The organism is Arthrobacter sp. Soc17.1.1.1 (assembly GCF_036867195.1).
In the GTDB taxonomy this organism is placed as follows: Bacteria; Actinomycetota; Actinomycetes; order Actinomycetales; family Micrococcaceae; genus Arthrobacter_D.
In genome coordinates this window covers 1,030,117-1,046,726 of sequence record NZ_JBAJII010000001.1, presented here as the reverse complement: position 1 = coordinate 1,046,726, position 16,610 = coordinate 1,030,117, and the positions used below count along the sequence as shown (strand labels likewise).

11 protein-coding genes are annotated in these 16,610 nt (G+C 71.5%); 2 read left to right on the top strand and 9 right to left on the bottom strand.

Translation table 11 applies throughout. The features are described from left to right. Window position 1: 1 nt before the first annotated feature. On the bottom strand, window positions 2-2,095 hold the full coding sequence (locus V6S67_RS04865) for an Hsp70 family protein (RefSeq protein WP_334209172.1): 2,094 nt from the start codon (window positions 2,093-2,095) through the stop codon (window positions 2-4). Window positions 2,096-2,390: 295 nt separating this feature from the next. Between V6S67_RS04865 and V6S67_RS04860 the strand changes: the two genes are divergently transcribed. After that, entirely contained in the window at window positions 2,391-3,800 is a 1,410-nt protein-coding gene (locus V6S67_RS04860) for a right-handed parallel beta-helix repeat-containing protein (protein ID WP_334209171.1), read from the top strand. A gap of 96 nt (window positions 3,801-3,896) precedes the next feature. Here the strand turns inward: V6S67_RS04860 and V6S67_RS04855 are convergent, their stop codons facing one another. The 8 genes from V6S67_RS04855 to V6S67_RS04820 form a co-directional block, all read right to left on the bottom strand. Continuing rightward, complete coding sequence (locus V6S67_RS04855; RefSeq protein WP_334209170.1) at window positions 3,897-5,306, bottom strand: UDP-glucose dehydrogenase family protein; 1,410 nt, start codon at window positions 5,304-5,306, stop codon at window positions 3,897-3,899. 85 nt (window positions 5,307-5,391) lie between these two features. Next, window positions 5,392-6,465, bottom strand: coding sequence for a right-handed parallel beta-helix repeat-containing protein (locus V6S67_RS04850; RefSeq protein WP_334209169.1), 1,074 nt, complete (start codon window positions 6,463-6,465; stop codon window positions 5,392-5,394). Beyond that, window positions 6,462-8,303, bottom strand: a complete 1,842-nt coding sequence (locus V6S67_RS04845) for a right-handed parallel beta-helix repeat-containing protein (protein ID WP_334209168.1) — start codon at window positions 8,301-8,303, stop codon at window positions 6,462-6,464. The genes V6S67_RS04850 and V6S67_RS04845 overlap by 4 nt, the downstream gene beginning before the upstream one ends. Further along, the gene (locus V6S67_RS04840) at window positions 8,300-9,667 is read right to left on the bottom strand and encodes a glycosyltransferase (RefSeq protein WP_334209167.1); all 1,368 of its coding nucleotides are present in this window, start codon (window positions 9,665-9,667) and stop codon (window positions 8,300-8,302) included. Before V6S67_RS04840 ends, V6S67_RS04845 begins: the two co-directional genes overlap by 4 nt. A 552-nt stretch (window positions 9,668-10,219) precedes the next feature. Further along, window positions 10,220-12,040, bottom strand: coding sequence for an ABC-F family ATP-binding cassette domain-containing protein (locus V6S67_RS04835; protein WP_334209166.1), 1,821 nt, complete (start codon window positions 12,038-12,040; stop codon window positions 10,220-10,222). Between the two features lie 36 nt (window positions 12,041-12,076). Beyond that, window positions 12,077-13,012 carry a 4-(cytidine 5'-diphospho)-2-C-methyl-D-erythritol kinase gene (locus tag V6S67_RS04830; RefSeq protein WP_334209165.1) on the bottom strand — a complete coding sequence of 312 codons (936 nt, stop codon included), beginning with the start codon at window positions 13,010-13,012 and terminating at the stop codon, window positions 12,077-12,079. A 34-nt stretch (window positions 13,013-13,046) separates the two neighbouring features. Continuing rightward, on the bottom strand, window positions 13,047-13,943 hold the full coding sequence (gene rsmA, locus V6S67_RS04825) for a 16S rRNA (adenine(1518)-N(6)/adenine(1519)-N(6))-dimethyltransferase RsmA (protein ID WP_334209164.1): 897 nt from the start codon (window positions 13,941-13,943) through the stop codon (window positions 13,047-13,049). 463 nt (window positions 13,944-14,406) lie between these two features. Beyond that, entirely contained in the window at window positions 14,407-15,390 is a 984-nt protein-coding gene (locus V6S67_RS04820) for a TatD family hydrolase (protein WP_334209163.1), read from the bottom strand. A gap of 180 nt (window positions 15,391-15,570) precedes the next feature. On the opposite strand from V6S67_RS04820, the gene V6S67_RS04815 reads away from it, so the two are divergent. After that, complete coding sequence (locus V6S67_RS04815) at window positions 15,571-16,596, top strand: AAA family ATPase (RefSeq protein WP_334209162.1); 1,026 nt, start codon at window positions 15,571-15,573, stop codon at window positions 16,594-16,596. Window positions 16,597-16,610 lie beyond the last annotated feature (14 nt).

Below are 16,610 nucleotides of genomic sequence, written 5' to 3'. Positions count from 1 at the left end.
ATCAGAGGCCCAGGGCGACGGACAGGGCCAGGACGCTCTCACCGGGAGCCGGCGGTTCGGTCCCCGGCGGAGGGGCCGGAGCGGTCGGCGGCGGAAGCACCGGTGCCGTCGACGGCGCGACGGACGGTTCGGGGGCCGGAGTCGTCGGCGGAACCGTCGGAGGCGCCGTGGTCGGGGGCACTGTCGGGTCGGGGGCCGGCGTCGTCGGCGGCGTCGTCGGGGGCACTGTCGGCGGGACGGTCGGAGGCGTCGTCGGCGGGACGGTCGGGGGCACCGTCGGCGGGACGGTCGGTTCCGGTGCAGGAGTCGGGGCCGGCGTGGTGGGATCTACCGGGGAGGGCGCCGGGTTCGACGGCGACGGAGATGCCGGTGGGTCCACCGGGGTCGTCCCGGGATTCCCGCCCGGCGTTCCCGCCGAAGGCGCCGGGGCGGGCGTGGCGCCCGACCCGGCCCGGGGATCGGCCGATCCCGGGGCGGTCGATTCCTTGGCGGCTCCGTCGGAGGCCCTGTCGGTGTCGCGCTTCGTGCCGGCAGGTGACGGCGTCGCCCCTGGACGCGGTGCCGCGTCCGCTGCGGCGTCCGCGCCGACGCCGAAGAGCTTGTCCTGCAGGGTGGGTGCCCCCGCATCGGCGAGAGGGCCGACGCCGAGCCCCGCTGCGTCCGGCGCAGCCACGGGCTCCTGTGCGGTCGGTGCGGCGTTCGGCTGCTCGGCCGCATCGGCCCGCGGGTCACCGGCCCAGTCGGAGATCACGTTGGTCAGATTGGGGGCATTCGTCGCCGTCGCCGTCGCGACCCCCAGCAGCGCCACCGCGGAGGCGATCGCCCCGACGCGGAAGCCCAGCCGCCGCGTGGTCGGCCGGCCCGCGGGCCCGTGGTGCGGCGTTGCGGCCCCCGCCCTGGACGGTACGGAGAACCCGGCGGCGTTGACGCCGGTCCTGCGCCGGTCGGTCGCCCCTGCCCCCTCGCCGGAGCCCGCCGCGGGGACGGCCTGCGCCGCGTGCTCGTCGTCGGTGTCCTCGAGGGCGGCCGTCGCGAACGCGGCCCCGAGGGCGACGGACGCCTTCGGATCCACGTCGATGGCGAGGGGCCGGTTGAACTCCGCGGACAGCAGCTGCGCCACCAGCGGGATGCGCGAGGATCCGCCGATCAGCAGGATCGCGGTGAGGTCCTCGGCCCTGACGCCCGCGCTCTCGAGCGCCGAGCGCATGGTCTCGACGGTCTCCTGCAGGGCGGGTTCCACCATGAGTTCGAACTCCGACCGCACCAGGCGCACCTGGGAGTGGAATCCGGGCACCATGACGGACACCGTCACCTCCGAGTCGGAGGACAGCGCCTCCTTGGCCTCGGCGCACTCGCGGCGCAGCCGGTTCAGCGCGACCAGCACCTCGGGGGACGAGTGCTCCAGCTCCCCGAAGGACACGTCGGAGTCGTCGAGCACCCGGTTGAAGACGTCCTGGTCGAAGTCGGCGCCGCCGAGGCGTTCCATGCCCTGGGGCGTCCCGAGGATGGTGAACGTGTCGGCGTCGGCCTTGCGGACCACGGTCGCGTCGAACGTCCCGCCGCCGAGGTCGTAGACGGCGAGGGTGCTGCCCTGGCTCACGCGCTCCCGCGCGGCGTAGGACAGCGCGGCGGCCTCCGGCTCGGACATGAGGACGACGTCGTCGTGACCAGCGGCTGCGAGCGCGCCCCTCAGCAGCGAGGTGCGGTGCTCCCCCCACCCGACGGGGTGCGTGAGGGTGATCGAGGCCGGGGGTTCACCTTCCCTCTCGGTGGCGACACCCACCACCCAGGTGACGATCACGGCGAAGAGCTCCTCCGGGAGGATCGCGGTGCCGCCGAGGACGAGGGGCACGGAATCGCCCATGCGTCGCTTGAACTCCCTGGCCACGTTCGCCGGCTCCGCGAGCCCTCGGCGTTCGGCGATCTCGCCGACGAGGCGCGTGCCGTCGGAGCCCACGAAGACGACCGTCGGGATGCTGGTGCCACGGCCGCCCAGCGGCAGGATCCTCGGTTCCTCGGGCCCCTGCCCGTCGGTCCGCAGCACCGCTGCTGCGGTGAAGCTGGTGCCTACATCGATGCTGAGACCGTAACTCATAGCTTCCCCACGTGACGCTCGTCCTTGACCATGTGGCCCTCAGCTAACAGGGCGCCCAGCCGGATTACGAGAGTGATTTACCTGCCCCGGTACCCGTCTTCACCGGCGTACTACTCGGTCCGGCGGTGCTGGTTGGCGCAAGGAAGCTCCAGTGTTCCCGCAGACCTTGCCGGTGTTCCCGCAGACCTTCCCCTTTTTCTCGCAAAGCCGGGTCTACGCCGTGGTGTCCCGGCCGGGCCCTTCGTAGCCTCGGTGCGAACCGCGCTTGCGGTAGGTCTCACATGGAAAGAAGCAGATGAACCCGTACTTCTCCCTGCGCGCCGGCGGCAGGCTCGCGATGGTCGCCGCTGTCACCGCAGTTGCGACATCCTCCATCGCCCTCCCGGCATCGGCCGCCACCCCGACCGTCCTCGGCGACGGTTCCCCCCTCGCCGGCACCGTGCAGTCCGACGGCGCCCTCACCGTGAGCGTCGACGCACCGGCCGGCGCCAAGGTGAAGTTCAAGCTGGACGGCACCTACCTGGGCCAGGACGCCACCGCCCCCTACTCATGGCCCGTGACCGCGGGAGCGGGCTCGCATAAGCTCAATGTCCGATGGGAGACGCCCGCCGGACGGGAGGAGAGCACCGTGGTCTTCTCGGTCGCAGAGCCCGCACCCGCCCCGGTAGCCTCCCCCGCACCGACACCGGCACCCGCACCGGCTCCCGCTCCCGCTCCCGCCCCGGCCCCGGCTCCGGTCCCAGCCGCTGTCCCCGCACCTGCACCCGCACCTGCACCTGCACCCGCCGTCACGCCTGCTCCCGCAGCCGCGCCCGCGCCCGCAGCCACACCCGCACCCACCGGCGTCGTGCAGGTCTCCACGACCGCCGGGCTCAAGTCGGCGCTCAGGACGGCGCGCCCGGGATCTGTCATCCAGCTCGCCGACGGCCGGTACGTCGGGTCCTTCGTGGCCTCGGCCCAGGGAACCGCCGCAGCCCCGATCACCCTGCGCGGCTCGCGCAACGCCGTCCTCTCCTCCGGCTCCACGTCCTCCGGCTACGGCCTGCACGTGACGGGCTCCTACTGGCGCGTCGAGGGCCTCTCGGTCACGACGGCCGCGAAGGGGATCGTCCTCGACGGCTCGAAGAACACCGTCATCAGCGGCGTCGACGTCGGCAGCATCGGCGCTGAGGCCGTCCACTTCAGGACCGGCAGCACGGACGGCGCGCTCCTCGGCTCCTCCATCCACGACACCGGGCTGAAGCAGCCCGGGTACGGCGAGGGGGTCTACGTGGGCAGCGCCAAGAGCAACTGGACCGGCGGCGTGCCGGACCGGTCGGACCGCGTTACCATCCGCGGGAACCGCATCAGCAACACGGCCGCCGAGGGTGTGGACATCAAGGAGGGCACCACGGGCGGCGTGGTCGCCGGCAACGTGTTCACCAACGCGGGGTTCTCCGGCGCCAACGACGCCGACTCCTGGATCGACGTGAAAGGCAACGGCTACCGGATCGAGGGCAACTCCGGCTCCGGCACCAGGCTCGACGCCATCCAGGTGCACTCGGTCCTCGCCGGCTGGGGCACGGGCAACGTGGTGACGGGCAACTCCGTGCAGGGCGGCGTCCCCGGCTACGAGGTCTGGGTCCAGTCCGCGAGCCTCGGGAACACCGTCTCCTGCAAGCCCAGCGGCGCCGTCCGCGGGCTGAGCAACATCGCCTGCCGCTAGTCCGACCGGACACGGCAGGGGCCGGGTGGGAATCCCACCCGGCCCCTGCCGTGTCTACTGCATCTACTGCATGTGCCGTGCGTCGGCCCGGAAAGGCTAGAGCGCGAGCGTCGGCGTCTCGTCGCGCACGTCGCTCGCGAGCTCCACGGTGGCCGCCTGTGCGGGCCGGCCGAGGGCCCGGTACTGCCAGCCCTTCGCCGTGTAGTCGTTGGCGTTCAGTGCGTGGCGGCCGTCGAGGATCCGCTTGTGCGCCACGAGGGAGCCGAGCTCCTCGGGGTCCGCGTCGCGGAACTCGGACCACTCGGTGAGCAGGGCCACGACGTCGGCCCCTTCCACGGCCTCGGCCATGGACCCCACGTAGTTGAGGTCCGGGTAGGCGCGGTGCGCGTTGGCGTTGGCCTCGGGATCGTAGACCGTGACGATGGCGCCCTCGAGGTAGAGCAGCCGGGCGACGTCGAGCGCCGGGGCGTCCCGGACGTCGTCGGAGTTCGGCTTGAAGGCGGCGCCCAGGGCGGCCACGCGCTGGCCCTCCAGGTTCCCGCCGGCGAGCTCGCGGATGAGGTCGACGGTGCGCACGCGGCGGCGGTTGTTGATCGAATCGACCTCGCCGAGGAAGCTCACGGCCTGCCCGACACCGAGCTCCTCGGCGCGGTACTTGAACGCGCGGATGTCCTTGGGCAGGCAGCCGCCGCCGAAGCCGAGACCCGGCTTGAGGAACCGGCCGCCGATGCGGTCGTCCAGGCTGAGCGCCTGGGCGAGGTGGTTGACGTCCGCGCCCGTCGCCTCGCAGATCTCCGCCATCGCGTTGATGAACGAGATCTTCGTGGCGAGGAAGGAGTTCGCTGCCACCTTCACGAGCTCGGAGGTGGCGAGGTCGGCGACGATCACGGGGGTGTCGAGGTCGAGGATCGGCGCGAAGACCCGGCGCAGCTGCTCCTCGGCCCACGCGGAGCCGACGCCGAACACGAGGCGGTCGGGGAACAGCGTGTCCTGGACGGCGAACCCCTCGCGGAGGAACTCGGGGTTCCAGGCGAGCTCGAGCTCGGCGCCGAGGGGTGACACCGACTGCACCATCGTGGTGAGGCGCGCCGCGGTGCCGATGGGCACGGTCGACTTGCCGACGAGCAGGGCCTTCCGGTCGATCCGGGTGGCCAGCGCCGTGAAGGCGGCGTCGACGTAGCGCATGTCCGCGGCCGAGGAGTCGGCTGCCTGCGGCGTGCCGACGCAGACGAAGTGCACGTCGCCGAAGGCGGCGGCCTCGTCGAAGTCGGTGCTGAAGCGGAGGCGGCCGGAGGCGAGGGCCTCCTCGAGCTTCTCGGGCAGGCCCGGCTCGAAGAACGGCACCTTGCCGGCCGACAGCATGTCGATCTTGCGCTGGTCCACGTCGACGCCGAGGACGTCGAAGCCCATGATGGCCATGCAGACGGCGTGGGTGGCCCCGAGGTAGCCGGTGCCGATGACGGTCACCCGGGGTGCTGGCTGGTCGTTACGAGGGGGGATGCTCATGGGTCCTCTTTTGGGTAGGGGGTAGCACGGATTGTCATAAGGGGTGGTGCTGGCAGGTAGTAGGGGGTCTGGGGCAGGGCTCGGGTCAGCCGGAGGCGCAGGGTTCGTTGGACAGGCCTTCGCCGGCGTCGGAGGCCGTGTTGCTGCATTCGACGACGTTGCCGCGGACCGGTTTCAGGGAGTAGCCGAGGCCGGGCCCGTTGACCTCCGCGACGTTGTCTCGGAAGACGTTCTCGGTCCCCCAGCCGTCCACGATCTCGTGGGTCTGGAAGCCGTCCTGGGGCGAGTTGGCGCCGGTGTTCTCGGCGATGACCCAGCCGCGGCCCTTCACGTCCACCCAGGAGTCGGCCTCCACGATCCCGGATCCGTCGAAGCTGTTGGCCCGCAGGATGCCGTCGGAGGTGCCCTCCTTGATGTCCACGTTCTCCGAGGTGGTGCCGGAGATGGTGTTCCCGGCGATCTCGTTGCGGTCGCTGCGGTCCGGTTCGCAGTTGCTGATGTCGCACCAGTTGCTCTCGGCCGTGCCGATGTAGATGCCCTCGCCGAACTTGGGCTTCCGCAGGCCTGTGTCGCTGATGGTGTTGGCGAACACCCGGTTGTCGGTGCTGAACTTCCGCAGGTGGATGGCCTCGTCACCGGTGGTGGTCACGGTCAGGCCCTGGATCACGGTGTTCGTGGTCTGGTCCACCATGACGCCCTTCTGGCCGTTGCGGACGGTGAACCCCTGCAGCACCCAGTACGAGGAGTCCTCCAGGTGGAACACGTAGCCGTCGTCGGTGGTGCCGCCGTCGAGGATGCTCTCCGCGGTCCCGCAGAGCGTGATGGGCTGCTCCGCCGTCCCCTCGGCCGACGCGGTGAAGTTCCCCGTGTACACGCCGGGTGTGAGGCCGATGACGTCGCCCGGCTTGGCGGCGTCGAGCGCGGTCATGAGGTCGTTCGGGTTGCTCACCGTCGCCGTCGCCTCGGGGCACTCGGCGGGTGTCTCGATGGGTGCGGGCAACGGGGCGGCGTCCTGCGTGGTGCCGGGCTGGGGGCTGCGTTCCTCCTCCGCGGATCCCTTGCCGTTGGTCCCGTTGAGGCCCACCACCACGATGACGGCGGCCACGGCGAGAGCGGCCACGGCGAGGATGAGGGCGATCAGGCCGCCCCGGCGCGTCATCGGGCACCCCGGACGTCGTCGATGCGGACGATCCCGCGGCTGAGGGCCGTCAGCGGGACGCGCTCCTCGTAGGGGTTGCGGATGGTCCGCACCCGCAGGTGGCGCTTGCGCGTGAAGGCCGTCGCGACGAGCAGCGCACCCAGCAGGAGCCAGACGAACGTGAGCGGCTGGAACACGGAGTTCACGACGCTGTGCACGGTCGGGGCGGGGTGCCAGTCCAGCAGCTCGTTCTCCTCGACCAGCGCGCCGGTGGACGTCTCGTCCCAGATGGCGGTGGTGCCGTAGCCGCCCACGTCGTTGCCGGTGACCCGCGTGTCGGGGACGTTCCCGCGGAGGGAGACGCCGTGCCCGGAGAGGGAGGACATGGTGTTGCCGGTGATCGCCGCGGTCGCGTCCCGGACGTACACCCCCGTGTCGCCGCCGGAGATGGCGTTCCTGCGGATGTCCGCCTGCGCACCGGTGTCGCGTACGGCGACGCCCTGCTGGTGCTGGTCGCGGATCTCGTTGTCGACGATGGTGACTCCCTTGGCTCCGTAGTTCACGACGACGCCGACCTCGTTGCCGCGGATGGTGTTGCCCGTCAGGCGGAGGTTCTCACCGCCGCTGACCTCCACGCCGTAGCGGCCGTTGTCGCTGACCGTGCTCCTGACCACGCGGTTGGCCCCGTAGGTGACCACGGCCGTGCCGACGGCGTTCGGGCCGTCCGCGAGGGGCTGCCCGTCGAGGGAGATCCCGTTGCGTCCGTTGCCCCGCGCCGTGACGTCCTGCAGCTGCACGCGCATGCTGGAACGTCCGACGGTGATGCCGTCCACCGCGTTGTCCGACGAGGTGGTGCCGGCGATGGTGGCGTCGGTGACGGAGCGGTGCAGCACCAGTCCGTCCACGAGGCTGCCCCTGATGGTGGTGTCGCGGATGGCCACGTCGCGGGCGTTGGTGATGAACAGGCCGAAGGCGTTGTCCTGCACCGTGAGGTTGTCGATGCCCGCGGTGACCACGCTGTAGTCGATCTCCGACTGGTCCGCGATGGACTGCAGGTCGGCGTCGGGCAGCAGGCGGGCGCCCGCCGGGGCCACGGGTTCGGGCGTGGCGGTGGGGTCCCGGAACGTGCCCGCCGTGTCCGTGCCCGTGAGGGCGAGGCCCCCGGTGTTGCCGCTCCAGAAGCCCAGGGACGTGACGGCGGTGTGCGAGAACGCAGCGTGGCCGCCGATCATCCGCACGTAGGCGCGCCCGTCGGAGGTGTCGGTGTCGACGCCCGTGCCGTTCCAGCTGCTGAGCGCGACGGCGTTCTCCGGCGTGCCGGCCATGGCGAGCGAGCCGCCGAGGGCCACGATCGAGACGAAGGCGTTCTCGTCGCTCTGCATGCGGACCGTGACGCCCTCCGCCCCGTTCAGGGACAGGGTGGCGCCGGGCAGCACCACGACGTTCTCGCTCAGCAGGAACGTCGAGGATGCCACCTGCCGGAAGGTGTCCGGTGCGAGCTGGAGGAGGTCGGCGGTGGTGTACGGCTCCGTGCGGGCCGGCAGCACGAGCGTGTTCGTGGCGCCCGTGTGGAGGCGGTAGGGGCCTTCGAGGCCGTCCACGCGCCAGCGGGCCGCGGAGGCGATGGTCCGTACGTAGACGAGCCGCTCCTCCTCGCTCTGCACGATGCGGGCCTCGCTGCGCGGGTCGCCGGTGTAGAGCTCGCCCTGGACGTTGCCGTTGGCGGCGATCTCGTTGCGCCCCACGGCGTCGGCCTCGGACTTCTTCCACGCATTGCCGGCCGCGAGGAAGCCCGCTCCGACGAGCGCGATGAAGACGAGGGCGAGGACGCCGAACAGGATCGGTTTGCGGCTGGTCATGCGACGGCCTCCCGGGTGTCCTGGCCCGGGAGCGCACCGGCGGTGGTCGTGGTGTCGAGGCTGCCGGCGTTCTGGCCGTCACCGCCGATCTGGTCGGCGTGCCGGGTCAGCCAGCCCTGCTTGTTCATGGTGGCGAAGGCGTAGAGCTTGATGGGCAGGGCCACGAGGATGACGGCGAAGGCGAGGACGGGCAGGATCAGGATGTCCTTGGGGTGGCGGCGGAGGTGGGAGGCACCGCGGACGCCGCGGCCGAGCAGCAGCCAGCACAGGGCGGCGGCCACGCCCAGGACGGTGAAGTCCAGGCGGTTGAAGAGCAGGTAGAACATGGTCAGGCCCATGGTGACGGGCGTCAGCAGGATCTGCAGGACGGTGACCTTGGTGATGAAGGGGACCCGCCACAGCCAGCCCGTGCCGATGGCCGTCAGGTAGCAGCGGTAGGAGTTGCGGCTCCAGCGCACGCGCTGCTTGACGAAGGCGCGGAAGCTGGCGGGGAACATCGACAGGGCCCGGGCCGTCGACTGGTGGACGGTCTTGTAGCCCGAGGCGAGGACCAGCCAGGTCAGCCGGCCGTCGTCGCCGGAGATGCAGCGCTTGCCGAGGAAGTACTCGTTCTCGAGGTGCTCGAGCACGGGCAGCACGGCGGAGCGGCGGTAGACGGCGGTCCGTCCGGACACGCACGGGACGGCGCCGGCGGCGCCCATGGCCGGGACGTAGTCGAGGTAGCGGAGGTTCACGAGCCAGTCGGCGACTCGGCGCCACACGCTGGTGTCGCGCTGGTAGACGTTCTGGTGGGTGCCCACCGCGCCGACGAGCGGGTCGATGAACGGCATCTGGACGTTCTTCAGCAGCTCCGGCTGCCACCACGTGTCGGAGTCCGTGAGCACGAGGATGTCGTACTGCGCGAGCCGGATGCCGGCGCCGAGTGCCGAGCGCTTGCCCACGTGGTGGAACAGGATCGGCTTGATCGTCGGATCCCCGAGTGCCTCGATGCGGGCGTAGGCGTCGAGATCCTCGACGTCGAGGACGATGATGATCTCGTCGGGGCCCTGGGAGCGCCACGACTCGAGCGCGCTCATGAGGATGTCCGGATCCTCGTGGAAGGACGGCACCACCACCGATGTGGTGGTGCGGTAGTCCGTCACGATCGGCTTGGCACGGTGGGAGAGGATGAAGCGGTAGAGCCAGAGGCCCCAGACGATGGCACCGGCGACCGCGATCGGGAAGTAGGGCGAGATCTCCGCCCAGAACGCACTGACGTCGGTCCAGTCGAGGGAGGCGGTCCAGGCGGACCACCGGTCGCCCAGGACCCGCACGCCGAGGTCGACGGCGGGGGCTGGGCTGGCGGCGAGCGCAATTGAATGCATCGATGTCCTTGGAAGATGAAACGGCTGTAGGGATGCACGTCAGCGGGCGTGGGGCGCCGGTCACCGCCGCAGCTGTGCTGCGGCCGGTCCCTGGCAGGAGGTCCGATGCGACGATCAGGACCCTTCCCTTTTTGAGACTAGGGGGACGCGCCAGTTCATGTCCTACTCGAAAAAGCGCCGCTACTACTTGTCCCTACTCAAGGTTTCCAGCGGGCGGGAACCCGCCCCGTGACAGGCGGACGGCCGGTCACGGCCGGGCGTGGAGCGACTGCGGGAGGCACGGGCGAAGCATCGGCTGGCTTCCCGTGGAGCGGTCTCCGGAAGCCGTCGACCGGCCGCTGACCTGCGCTTTCGCCGCTGTTGCGGGACGACGGCGGGCGCGGCGGCACGGGCGGCCGGACGCGCTCGCGGTGCCGCCCGGAGCCGCCTCGGCTCCCGCGCCCGCGACGGATCCGGCAGCCCTACGGAGCCCGGTGTCGACCATCCCCGGTCCGGCCTACTGTGAGCTTAAACATGCTTGACAGGCGCCGGAAACGCGGGGAAATGCAGAATTTACTCCCCGAGCACCTCGGCGGTGTCCATCCACTGCAGCTCGAGGTCCTCGATCTCCGTCTGCAGCTCCTGCAGGCGCGCATTGAGACCCGCGATGTGCTCGAAGTCGGCGTCGGCCTTGGCGCCGGCGTCGTTCATCTGCTGCTGGAGCTTGCCCTTCTGCGCATCCACCTTGCTGATCTGCCGTTCGATGCGCGCGAGGTCCTTGCGCGCCTGCCGCAGCTCGGCCTCGGAGGAGCCGCCCGTGGAACCGCCGCTGATCGCCGGGGACGCCGCGCTGCCGGTGGCCGTCATGGGCCCCGCGGCGTTGCGCAGCTCGAGGTACTGGTCCACGCCGCCGGGCAGGTCCCGGAGCCTGCCGTCGCCGAGCAGCGCCATCTGGCTGTCGGTCACCCGCTCCAGCAGGTAGCGGTCGTGCGAGACGACCACGAGCGTGCCCGGCCAGCCGTCGAGCACGTCCTCGATGGCGGACAGGGTGTCGGTGTCGAGGTCGTTGGTGGGCTCGTCGAGCATCAGGACGTTCGGCTCGCCGACCAGCAGGCGGAGCAGCTGGAGGCGTCGGCGCTCACCGCCGGAGAGCTCGCTGACGCGCGTCCACTGCTTCTCGTTGGTGAAGCCGAGCTGCTCCACCAGCTGGCTGGCCGAGACCTCCTTGCCGCCGACCGCGAAGACCCGCTTCTCGGACTCGATGACCTCGATGACCCGGCTGTCGCGGACGTCGTCGAGCTCCCGGACCTCCTGGGACAGCACGGCCGTCTGGACGGTCTTGCCCTTCTTGACCTTGCCGGCATCCGGCTGGAGCTCGCCGTTGAGCAGGCGCAGCAGCGTGGTCTTGCCGGACCCGTTGACCCCCACGAGGCCCAGGCGCTGGCCCGGCGCGAGCCGGAGCGTGATCCGGTCGAACAGCTGCCGGTCCGAGCCCTCGCCGTCGTCGATCCTCAGGCTGACGTCCTCGAGGTCGAGCACGTCCTTGCCGAGACGCGACATGGCCATCTTGCTGAGCGCGAGCGAGTCCCGCGGCTCGGGGACGTCGGCGATCAGCTCGTTCGCGGCCTCGATGCGGAACTTCGGCTTGGCCGTGCGTGCGGGGGCGCCGCGCCGCAGCCAGGCCAGCTCCTTCTTGACGAGCTGCACGCGCTTGGACTCGACCACGGCGTTCATGCGGTCCCGCTCGGCGCGGGCGAGGACGTAGGCGGCATACCCGCCGTCGAAGTCCTCCACCATGGCGTCGTGGACCTCCCACGTGTGGTTGCAGACCTCGTCGAGGAACCAGCGGTCGTGGGTGACCACGAGCATCCCGCCCTCGGTCGCGCGCCAGCGCTGCTGCAGGTGGCGCGCGAGCCACGCGACGCCCTCGACGTCGAGGTGGTTGGTGGGCTCGTCGAGCATGATGACATCGTCGTCGCCGATGAGCAGCTTGGCCAGGGCCACGCGCCGCTTCTGCCCGCCGGAGAGGGAGGACACCTTCGCGTGCCAGTCCACCTCGGAGACGAGACCGCCCATGACGTCGCGGATCTTCGGGTTGGACGCCCACTCGTGGTCGGCCTGGTCGCCCACGATGGCGCGCCCCACCTCGAGGTCGCCGTCGAGCACGTCCGACTGGTCGAGGTAGCCCACGGTGACGTCGCGCCGCTTCGTCACGCGGCCGGAGTCGGGGGTGCTGCGCTGCGCGAGGAGGCGCATGAGCGTGGACTTGCCGTCGCCGTTGCGGCCCACCATGCCGATGCGGTCGCCGTCCTCGAGACCGAGGGACACGTTGTCGAGGATGGTGCGGGTGACATAGGCGACGCTGAGGTTTTCCGCGCCGAGGAGGTGTGCCAAGGAGATGCTGCTTTCGGTTGGAGCTGGAGTGTCCGGTCAGGCGGCGATGCGGGCCCCGTGTGCCGGGCCGCGGACGGACGACGCCTGCAGCCCCTCCGTGCCGAGGAGGGACTCGAGTTCGGCCGCGTGGCCCGAGCTCGAGGTGAGGAAGGCGATGGTGGGACCGGACCCGGAGATGATCCCGGCCAGCGCACCCGCCGCCTTGCCCGTCTCAAGGATATCGCCCAGTGCGGGGGCGAGTTCCAGCGAGGCCTGCTGCAGGTCGTTGTGCAGCAGCGGGGCGAGGCGCTGGGCATCGCCGGCGCGCATGGCACCGAGGATGGCCGGGTCGATCTGCGGCTGCGGGTCCGGTTCCACGCCGTCGCGCAGGCGGATCTCGTCGAGGCGGCGGTAGACCTCGGGGGTGGAGAGGCCGTAGTCGGAGGTGACGAGGACCCAGTGCAGGGGTGTCTTCGAGATGGCAGGCGTCAGCTGGTCGCCCACCCCGAGTCCGACGGCCGTGCCCCCGACGAGCGCGAAGGGCACGTCAGCGCCGAGGTCCACGGCGATCTTCGCCAGTTCGTCGCGGGAGAAGCCGCTGCCCCACAGGGCGTCGCAGGCCAGCAGGGCCGCAGCGGCGTCGGCCGATCCGCCGCCCATGCCGCCGGAGATGGGCACCCGCTTGGTGATGTCGAGGTGCACGCCCGTGCGGCCGGGGCTGACCTCCGCAAGGAGTTCGGCGGCCCGGACCGCGAGATTGGTGCGGTCCAGCGGGATGGAGTCGTGCGGGAGGTTCAGGGTGCCCTGGCCGTTGACGGTCACGGTGATGGCGTCCCCGGGGGCCAGCGTGGCCGTGACCTCCTCGTACAGGGACACGGCCAGGAACACGCTGGCGATGCCGTGGTACCCGTCCTCGCGCGGCGGTCCCACCTTGAGGGAGACGTTGATCTTCCCGGGGGCCCGGACGCGGACGGAGCGTGTGCCGGCGCGCATGTCGACTGTTCTGCCCGGGACCATACCCACCAACCTAGCCCACCGGCCGGGTCGGCGCCGGGGCGTCCCGCCGTGCCTCGGCGATGCGGGCGAAGGCCGCGATGTCGAGCACCTCGCCCCGCGCCGTGGGATCGACGCCCGCGTCCCGGAGCGCCTGCTCCGCCAGGACGGGGCTGCCAGCCCAACCCGCGAGCGCGGCGCGCAGGGTCTTCCGGCGCTGCGCGAACGCGGCATCGATGACGGCGAACACCTGTTCGCGTGTGGCGGTCGTGGCCGGAGGTTCGCGGCGCGTGAAGCGGACGAGGCCGGAGGCGATCTTCGGGGCCGGCCAGAAGACGTTCATGCCCACCACGCCGGCCTTGGTCATGCTGGAGTACCAGGCGGCCTTCACGGACGGGACGCCGTAGGTCTTCGACCCGGGAGGGGCGGCGAGGCGGTCCGCCACCTCGTCCTGCACCATGACGAGCCCGTGCCGCAGGGAGCCGAAGCGCTCGAGGAGGTTGAGGACCACGGGCACGGCGACGTTGTAGGGCAGGTTGGCCACGAGGGCGGTGGGCGGGTGCGGCAGCTCCGTCACGCGCAGCGCGTCCTCGAGGACGACGTCGAGGGCGGCGGTGCGCTCGGGCCGCCACTGCGCGACGGTGGCCGGCAGCCTCCCCGCGAGGACCGGGTCGATCTCGACGGCGACCACGCGCTCGGCGGCGTCGAGCAGGCCGAGCGTGAGGGACCCGAGGCCGGGGCCGACCTCGAGGACGGTCTCGTCGGGGCCGAGGTTCGCCGCGGCGACGATCCTGCGGATGGTGTTGCCGTCGATCACGAAGTTCTGCCCGAGGGTCTTGGTGGGCCGGATGTCGACGTCGGCCGCGAGGCGCCGGATGTCGGCGGCGCCGAGGAGGGGTGCGGGCGTGCCGGCGGCGGGGGGCGTAGTCACCCTGCCATGGTATCCGCGTCGCAGCAGGCGGCACTCCGCGTGCTGCGCGTACGGGCAGGGGGCGGATCGGGAGTCGGCGACGCCTGGTGGGAGCCCTGGTCTCAGGAGAGCCCCCGGCGCCGCCGACCCGATCGGGGCAGCTCCCTGCTGGGAAAGGAAGCTGCCGGTCGCACCGTCGACTTCCGGTCTCACGAGAAGGACGGTGCTGGGAGGGCCGCCGGCTTCGGCGCGATGACTCGCCGGCAGTGCCTCTCTTCGAGAAACAGTACGGAGGAAGAAAGGAGAGGGCACGAGTGCCCCCTACCCGAATCCGGTCGACCGGTACTCGAACACCGGTCCGGAGCTACGTGTGACCGGGGACACCCTCGCCGCAGGCCCGCGGGCGCCGGTTCAGGCCCCGTCCGGGGCCTGAACCGGGTCTTGTCCGGGGCCTTGTCCGCGGCCTCGTCCGGGGCCGGCCGGATCAGATCCACGCGCCGTACACGGCCTCCGTGTTCTCCGTCAGCCGGGCGCACAGGGCGTCGAGGTCCGTGTCCAGGATCCCCGCCATGGCGCGCACCGTGTACGGGACCAGGTAGGCGGCATTGGGCCTGCCGCGGAAGGGGTGCGGCGTGAGGAAGGGTGCGTCCGTCTCGGTCAGCACCAGGGCGGGATCGGCCACGAGCAGGGCCTCGCGCAGGTTCTCCGCGTTGCGGAACGTCACGGTCCCCGCGAAGGACATGTACCACCCGTGCTCGTTGCAGATCCTGGCCAGGCCGGCGTCGCCCGAGAAGCAGTGCAGCACCACGCGGTCGGGGGCTCCGTCGGCCAGGAGGGTGGCCACCACGTCGTCGTGCGCCTCCCGGTCGTGGATCTGCAGCGCCTTGCCGAGCCGCTTCGCGATGTCGATGTGGCGGCGGAAGGAGGCGAGCTGGCTCCCCCGGCCGTCCTCCCCGGTGCGGAAGTAGTCGAGCCCCGTCTCCCCGAGCGCCCGGATGCGGGGACCCGCGGCGAGGCGTTCGATCTCCTCGAGGGCGGCGTCGAGCGTGCCTGCCCCCGCGAGCAGCGGAGCGTCGTTGGGGTGCAGCGCCACGGCGCCGAGCAGCCGGTGGTCCTGCTCCACGATCTCGGCCGTGAAGCGCGACGACGCGAGGTCGGTGCCCACCTGGACCGCGCCCCGCACCCCCGCCGCCTCGGCCGCGTCCAGGGCGTCCGCGATGGACACCTCCGGGCCCTCCCGGAAGTCGAAGTGCGTGTGGTTGTCGATCACGGGGACGGCCAGCGGCTCCGGCAGGGGCGGGTACCCGCCCTTGCGCCGCCGTCGGGCCGCCTCCGCGCCACCGTCCGTACCGGCGTCCGTACCGGCGTCCGCACCGCCGTCGCCGGTGCCGGACTCCGGTTCCCGGTACGCCGGCGGCGTCTCCCCCACCGCGTAGGGATGGCGGACCGAGGCTGCACTGTTACACATGGGGCAAGCCTATCGACGGCCCGGAACTTATCTGTCGGCGAGCAAGTTCACCTAGTAATCTGTTGAATCAGCCAGGCCGCCCTGCCCCGTGCCGGAGAGGCCGTGGCCGTTCCCTGCGTGTCGCCTGCACGGCCGACCGGCCGACGCCTGCTCCCGCAGCCGCACGCATGGAAGGTACCCATGGACGTCCAGCACAACATCGCCGAGGCCGCAGCGGAACCGCTCAGGGTGGTGCCGGCGGGGCCGGACGTCCCCGGTGCCCGTTTCCACGACATCAGCTCGCGCATCCTCGGCTCGATCAACACGGTCATCGACGGCAAGCCCGAGGCTGCGCGCCTCGCCCTCACCGTCCTGCTGGCCCAGGGCCACCTGCTCCTCGAGGACGTCCCCGGCGTCGGCAAGACGCTGCTCGCGAAGACCCTCGCCAGGACCATCGACTGCACCGTGAACCGTATCCAATTCACCCCGGACCTGCTGCCGTCCGACGTCACCGGGGTGTCCATCTTCAGCCAGGACACCCGGCGCTTCGAGTTCCGGCCCGGGCCGGTGTTCGCGAACATCGTCATCGGTGACGAGATCAACAGGGCCTCGGCCAAGACGCAGTCCTCCCTCCTCGAGTGCATGGAGGAGCACCAGGTCACCGTGGACGGCACCACGCACGCGCTCGGGGACCCCTTCATGGTGGTCGCCACGCAGAACCCCATCGAGATGGAGGGCACCTACCCCCTCCCCGAGGCGCAGCGCGACCGCTTCATGGCCCGGATCTCCCTGGGCTACCCGGATTCCCGCGCCGAGGTGGACATGCTCGAGACGCACCAGTCCGTGTCCCCGCTCGAGGGGATCCGTCCCGTGGCGAGCGTGGCGGACATCGCCGCCATGATGCGCGAGGTGCGCGGTGTCTACGTCTCGCCCGCCGTCAAGGAGTACACCGTCGCCGTCGGGCACGCCACACGCCAGCACCCGCGGCTGCGTCTCGGTGCGAGCCCCCGGTCCCTGCTGCAGCTCCTCCGTGCGGCGAAGGCGGGCGCGGCGCTCGAGGGCCGCGACTTCGTGCTGCCCGACGACGTCGCCGCCGTCGCCGACGCGGTGCTCGCGCACCGCCTCCTGCTGGACCGCAAGGCCACGAGCGCGGGCGAGACGGCGTCGAGCATCGTGCAGGAGATCCTGTCGCGGGTCCCGGTGGCGCGCGAGATCCAGCGGCGATGACGGCCCGGGCGGGC

What these genes read in the sequence shown, in the direction of transcription:
- V6S67_RS04865 (WP_334209172.1), bottom strand. Translation starts at nt 2,095, where the DNA reads ATGAGTTACGGTCTCAGCATCGATGTAGGCACCAGCTTCACCGCAGCA.
- V6S67_RS04860 (WP_334209171.1), top strand. Translation starts at nt 2,391, where the DNA reads ATGAACCCGTACTTCTCCCTGCGCGCCGGCGGCAGGCTCGCGATGGTC.
- V6S67_RS04855 (WP_334209170.1), bottom strand. Translation starts at nt 5,306, where the DNA reads ATGAGCATCCCCCCTCGTAACGACCAGCCAGCACCCCGGGTGACCGTC.
- V6S67_RS04850 (WP_334209169.1), bottom strand. Translation starts at nt 6,465, where the DNA reads ATGACGCGCCGGGGCGGCCTGATCGCCCTCATCCTCGCCGTGGCCGCT.
- V6S67_RS04845 (WP_334209168.1), bottom strand. Translation starts at nt 8,303, where the DNA reads ATGACCAGCCGCAAACCGATCCTGTTCGGCGTCCTCGCCCTCGTCTTC.
- V6S67_RS04840 (WP_334209167.1), bottom strand. Translation starts at nt 9,667, where the DNA reads ATGCATTCAATTGCGCTCGCCGCCAGCCCAGCCCCCGCCGTCGACCTC.
- V6S67_RS04830 (WP_334209165.1), bottom strand. Translation starts at nt 13,012, where the DNA reads ATGCGCGCCGGCACACGCTCCGTCCGCGTCCGGGCCCCCGGGAAGATC.
- V6S67_RS04820 (WP_334209163.1), bottom strand. Translation starts at nt 15,390, where the DNA reads ATGTGTAACAGTGCAGCCTCGGTCCGCCATCCCTACGCGGTGGGGGAG.
- V6S67_RS04815 (WP_334209162.1), top strand. Translation starts at nt 15,571, where the DNA reads ATGGACGTCCAGCACAACATCGCCGAGGCCGCAGCGGAACCGCTCAGG.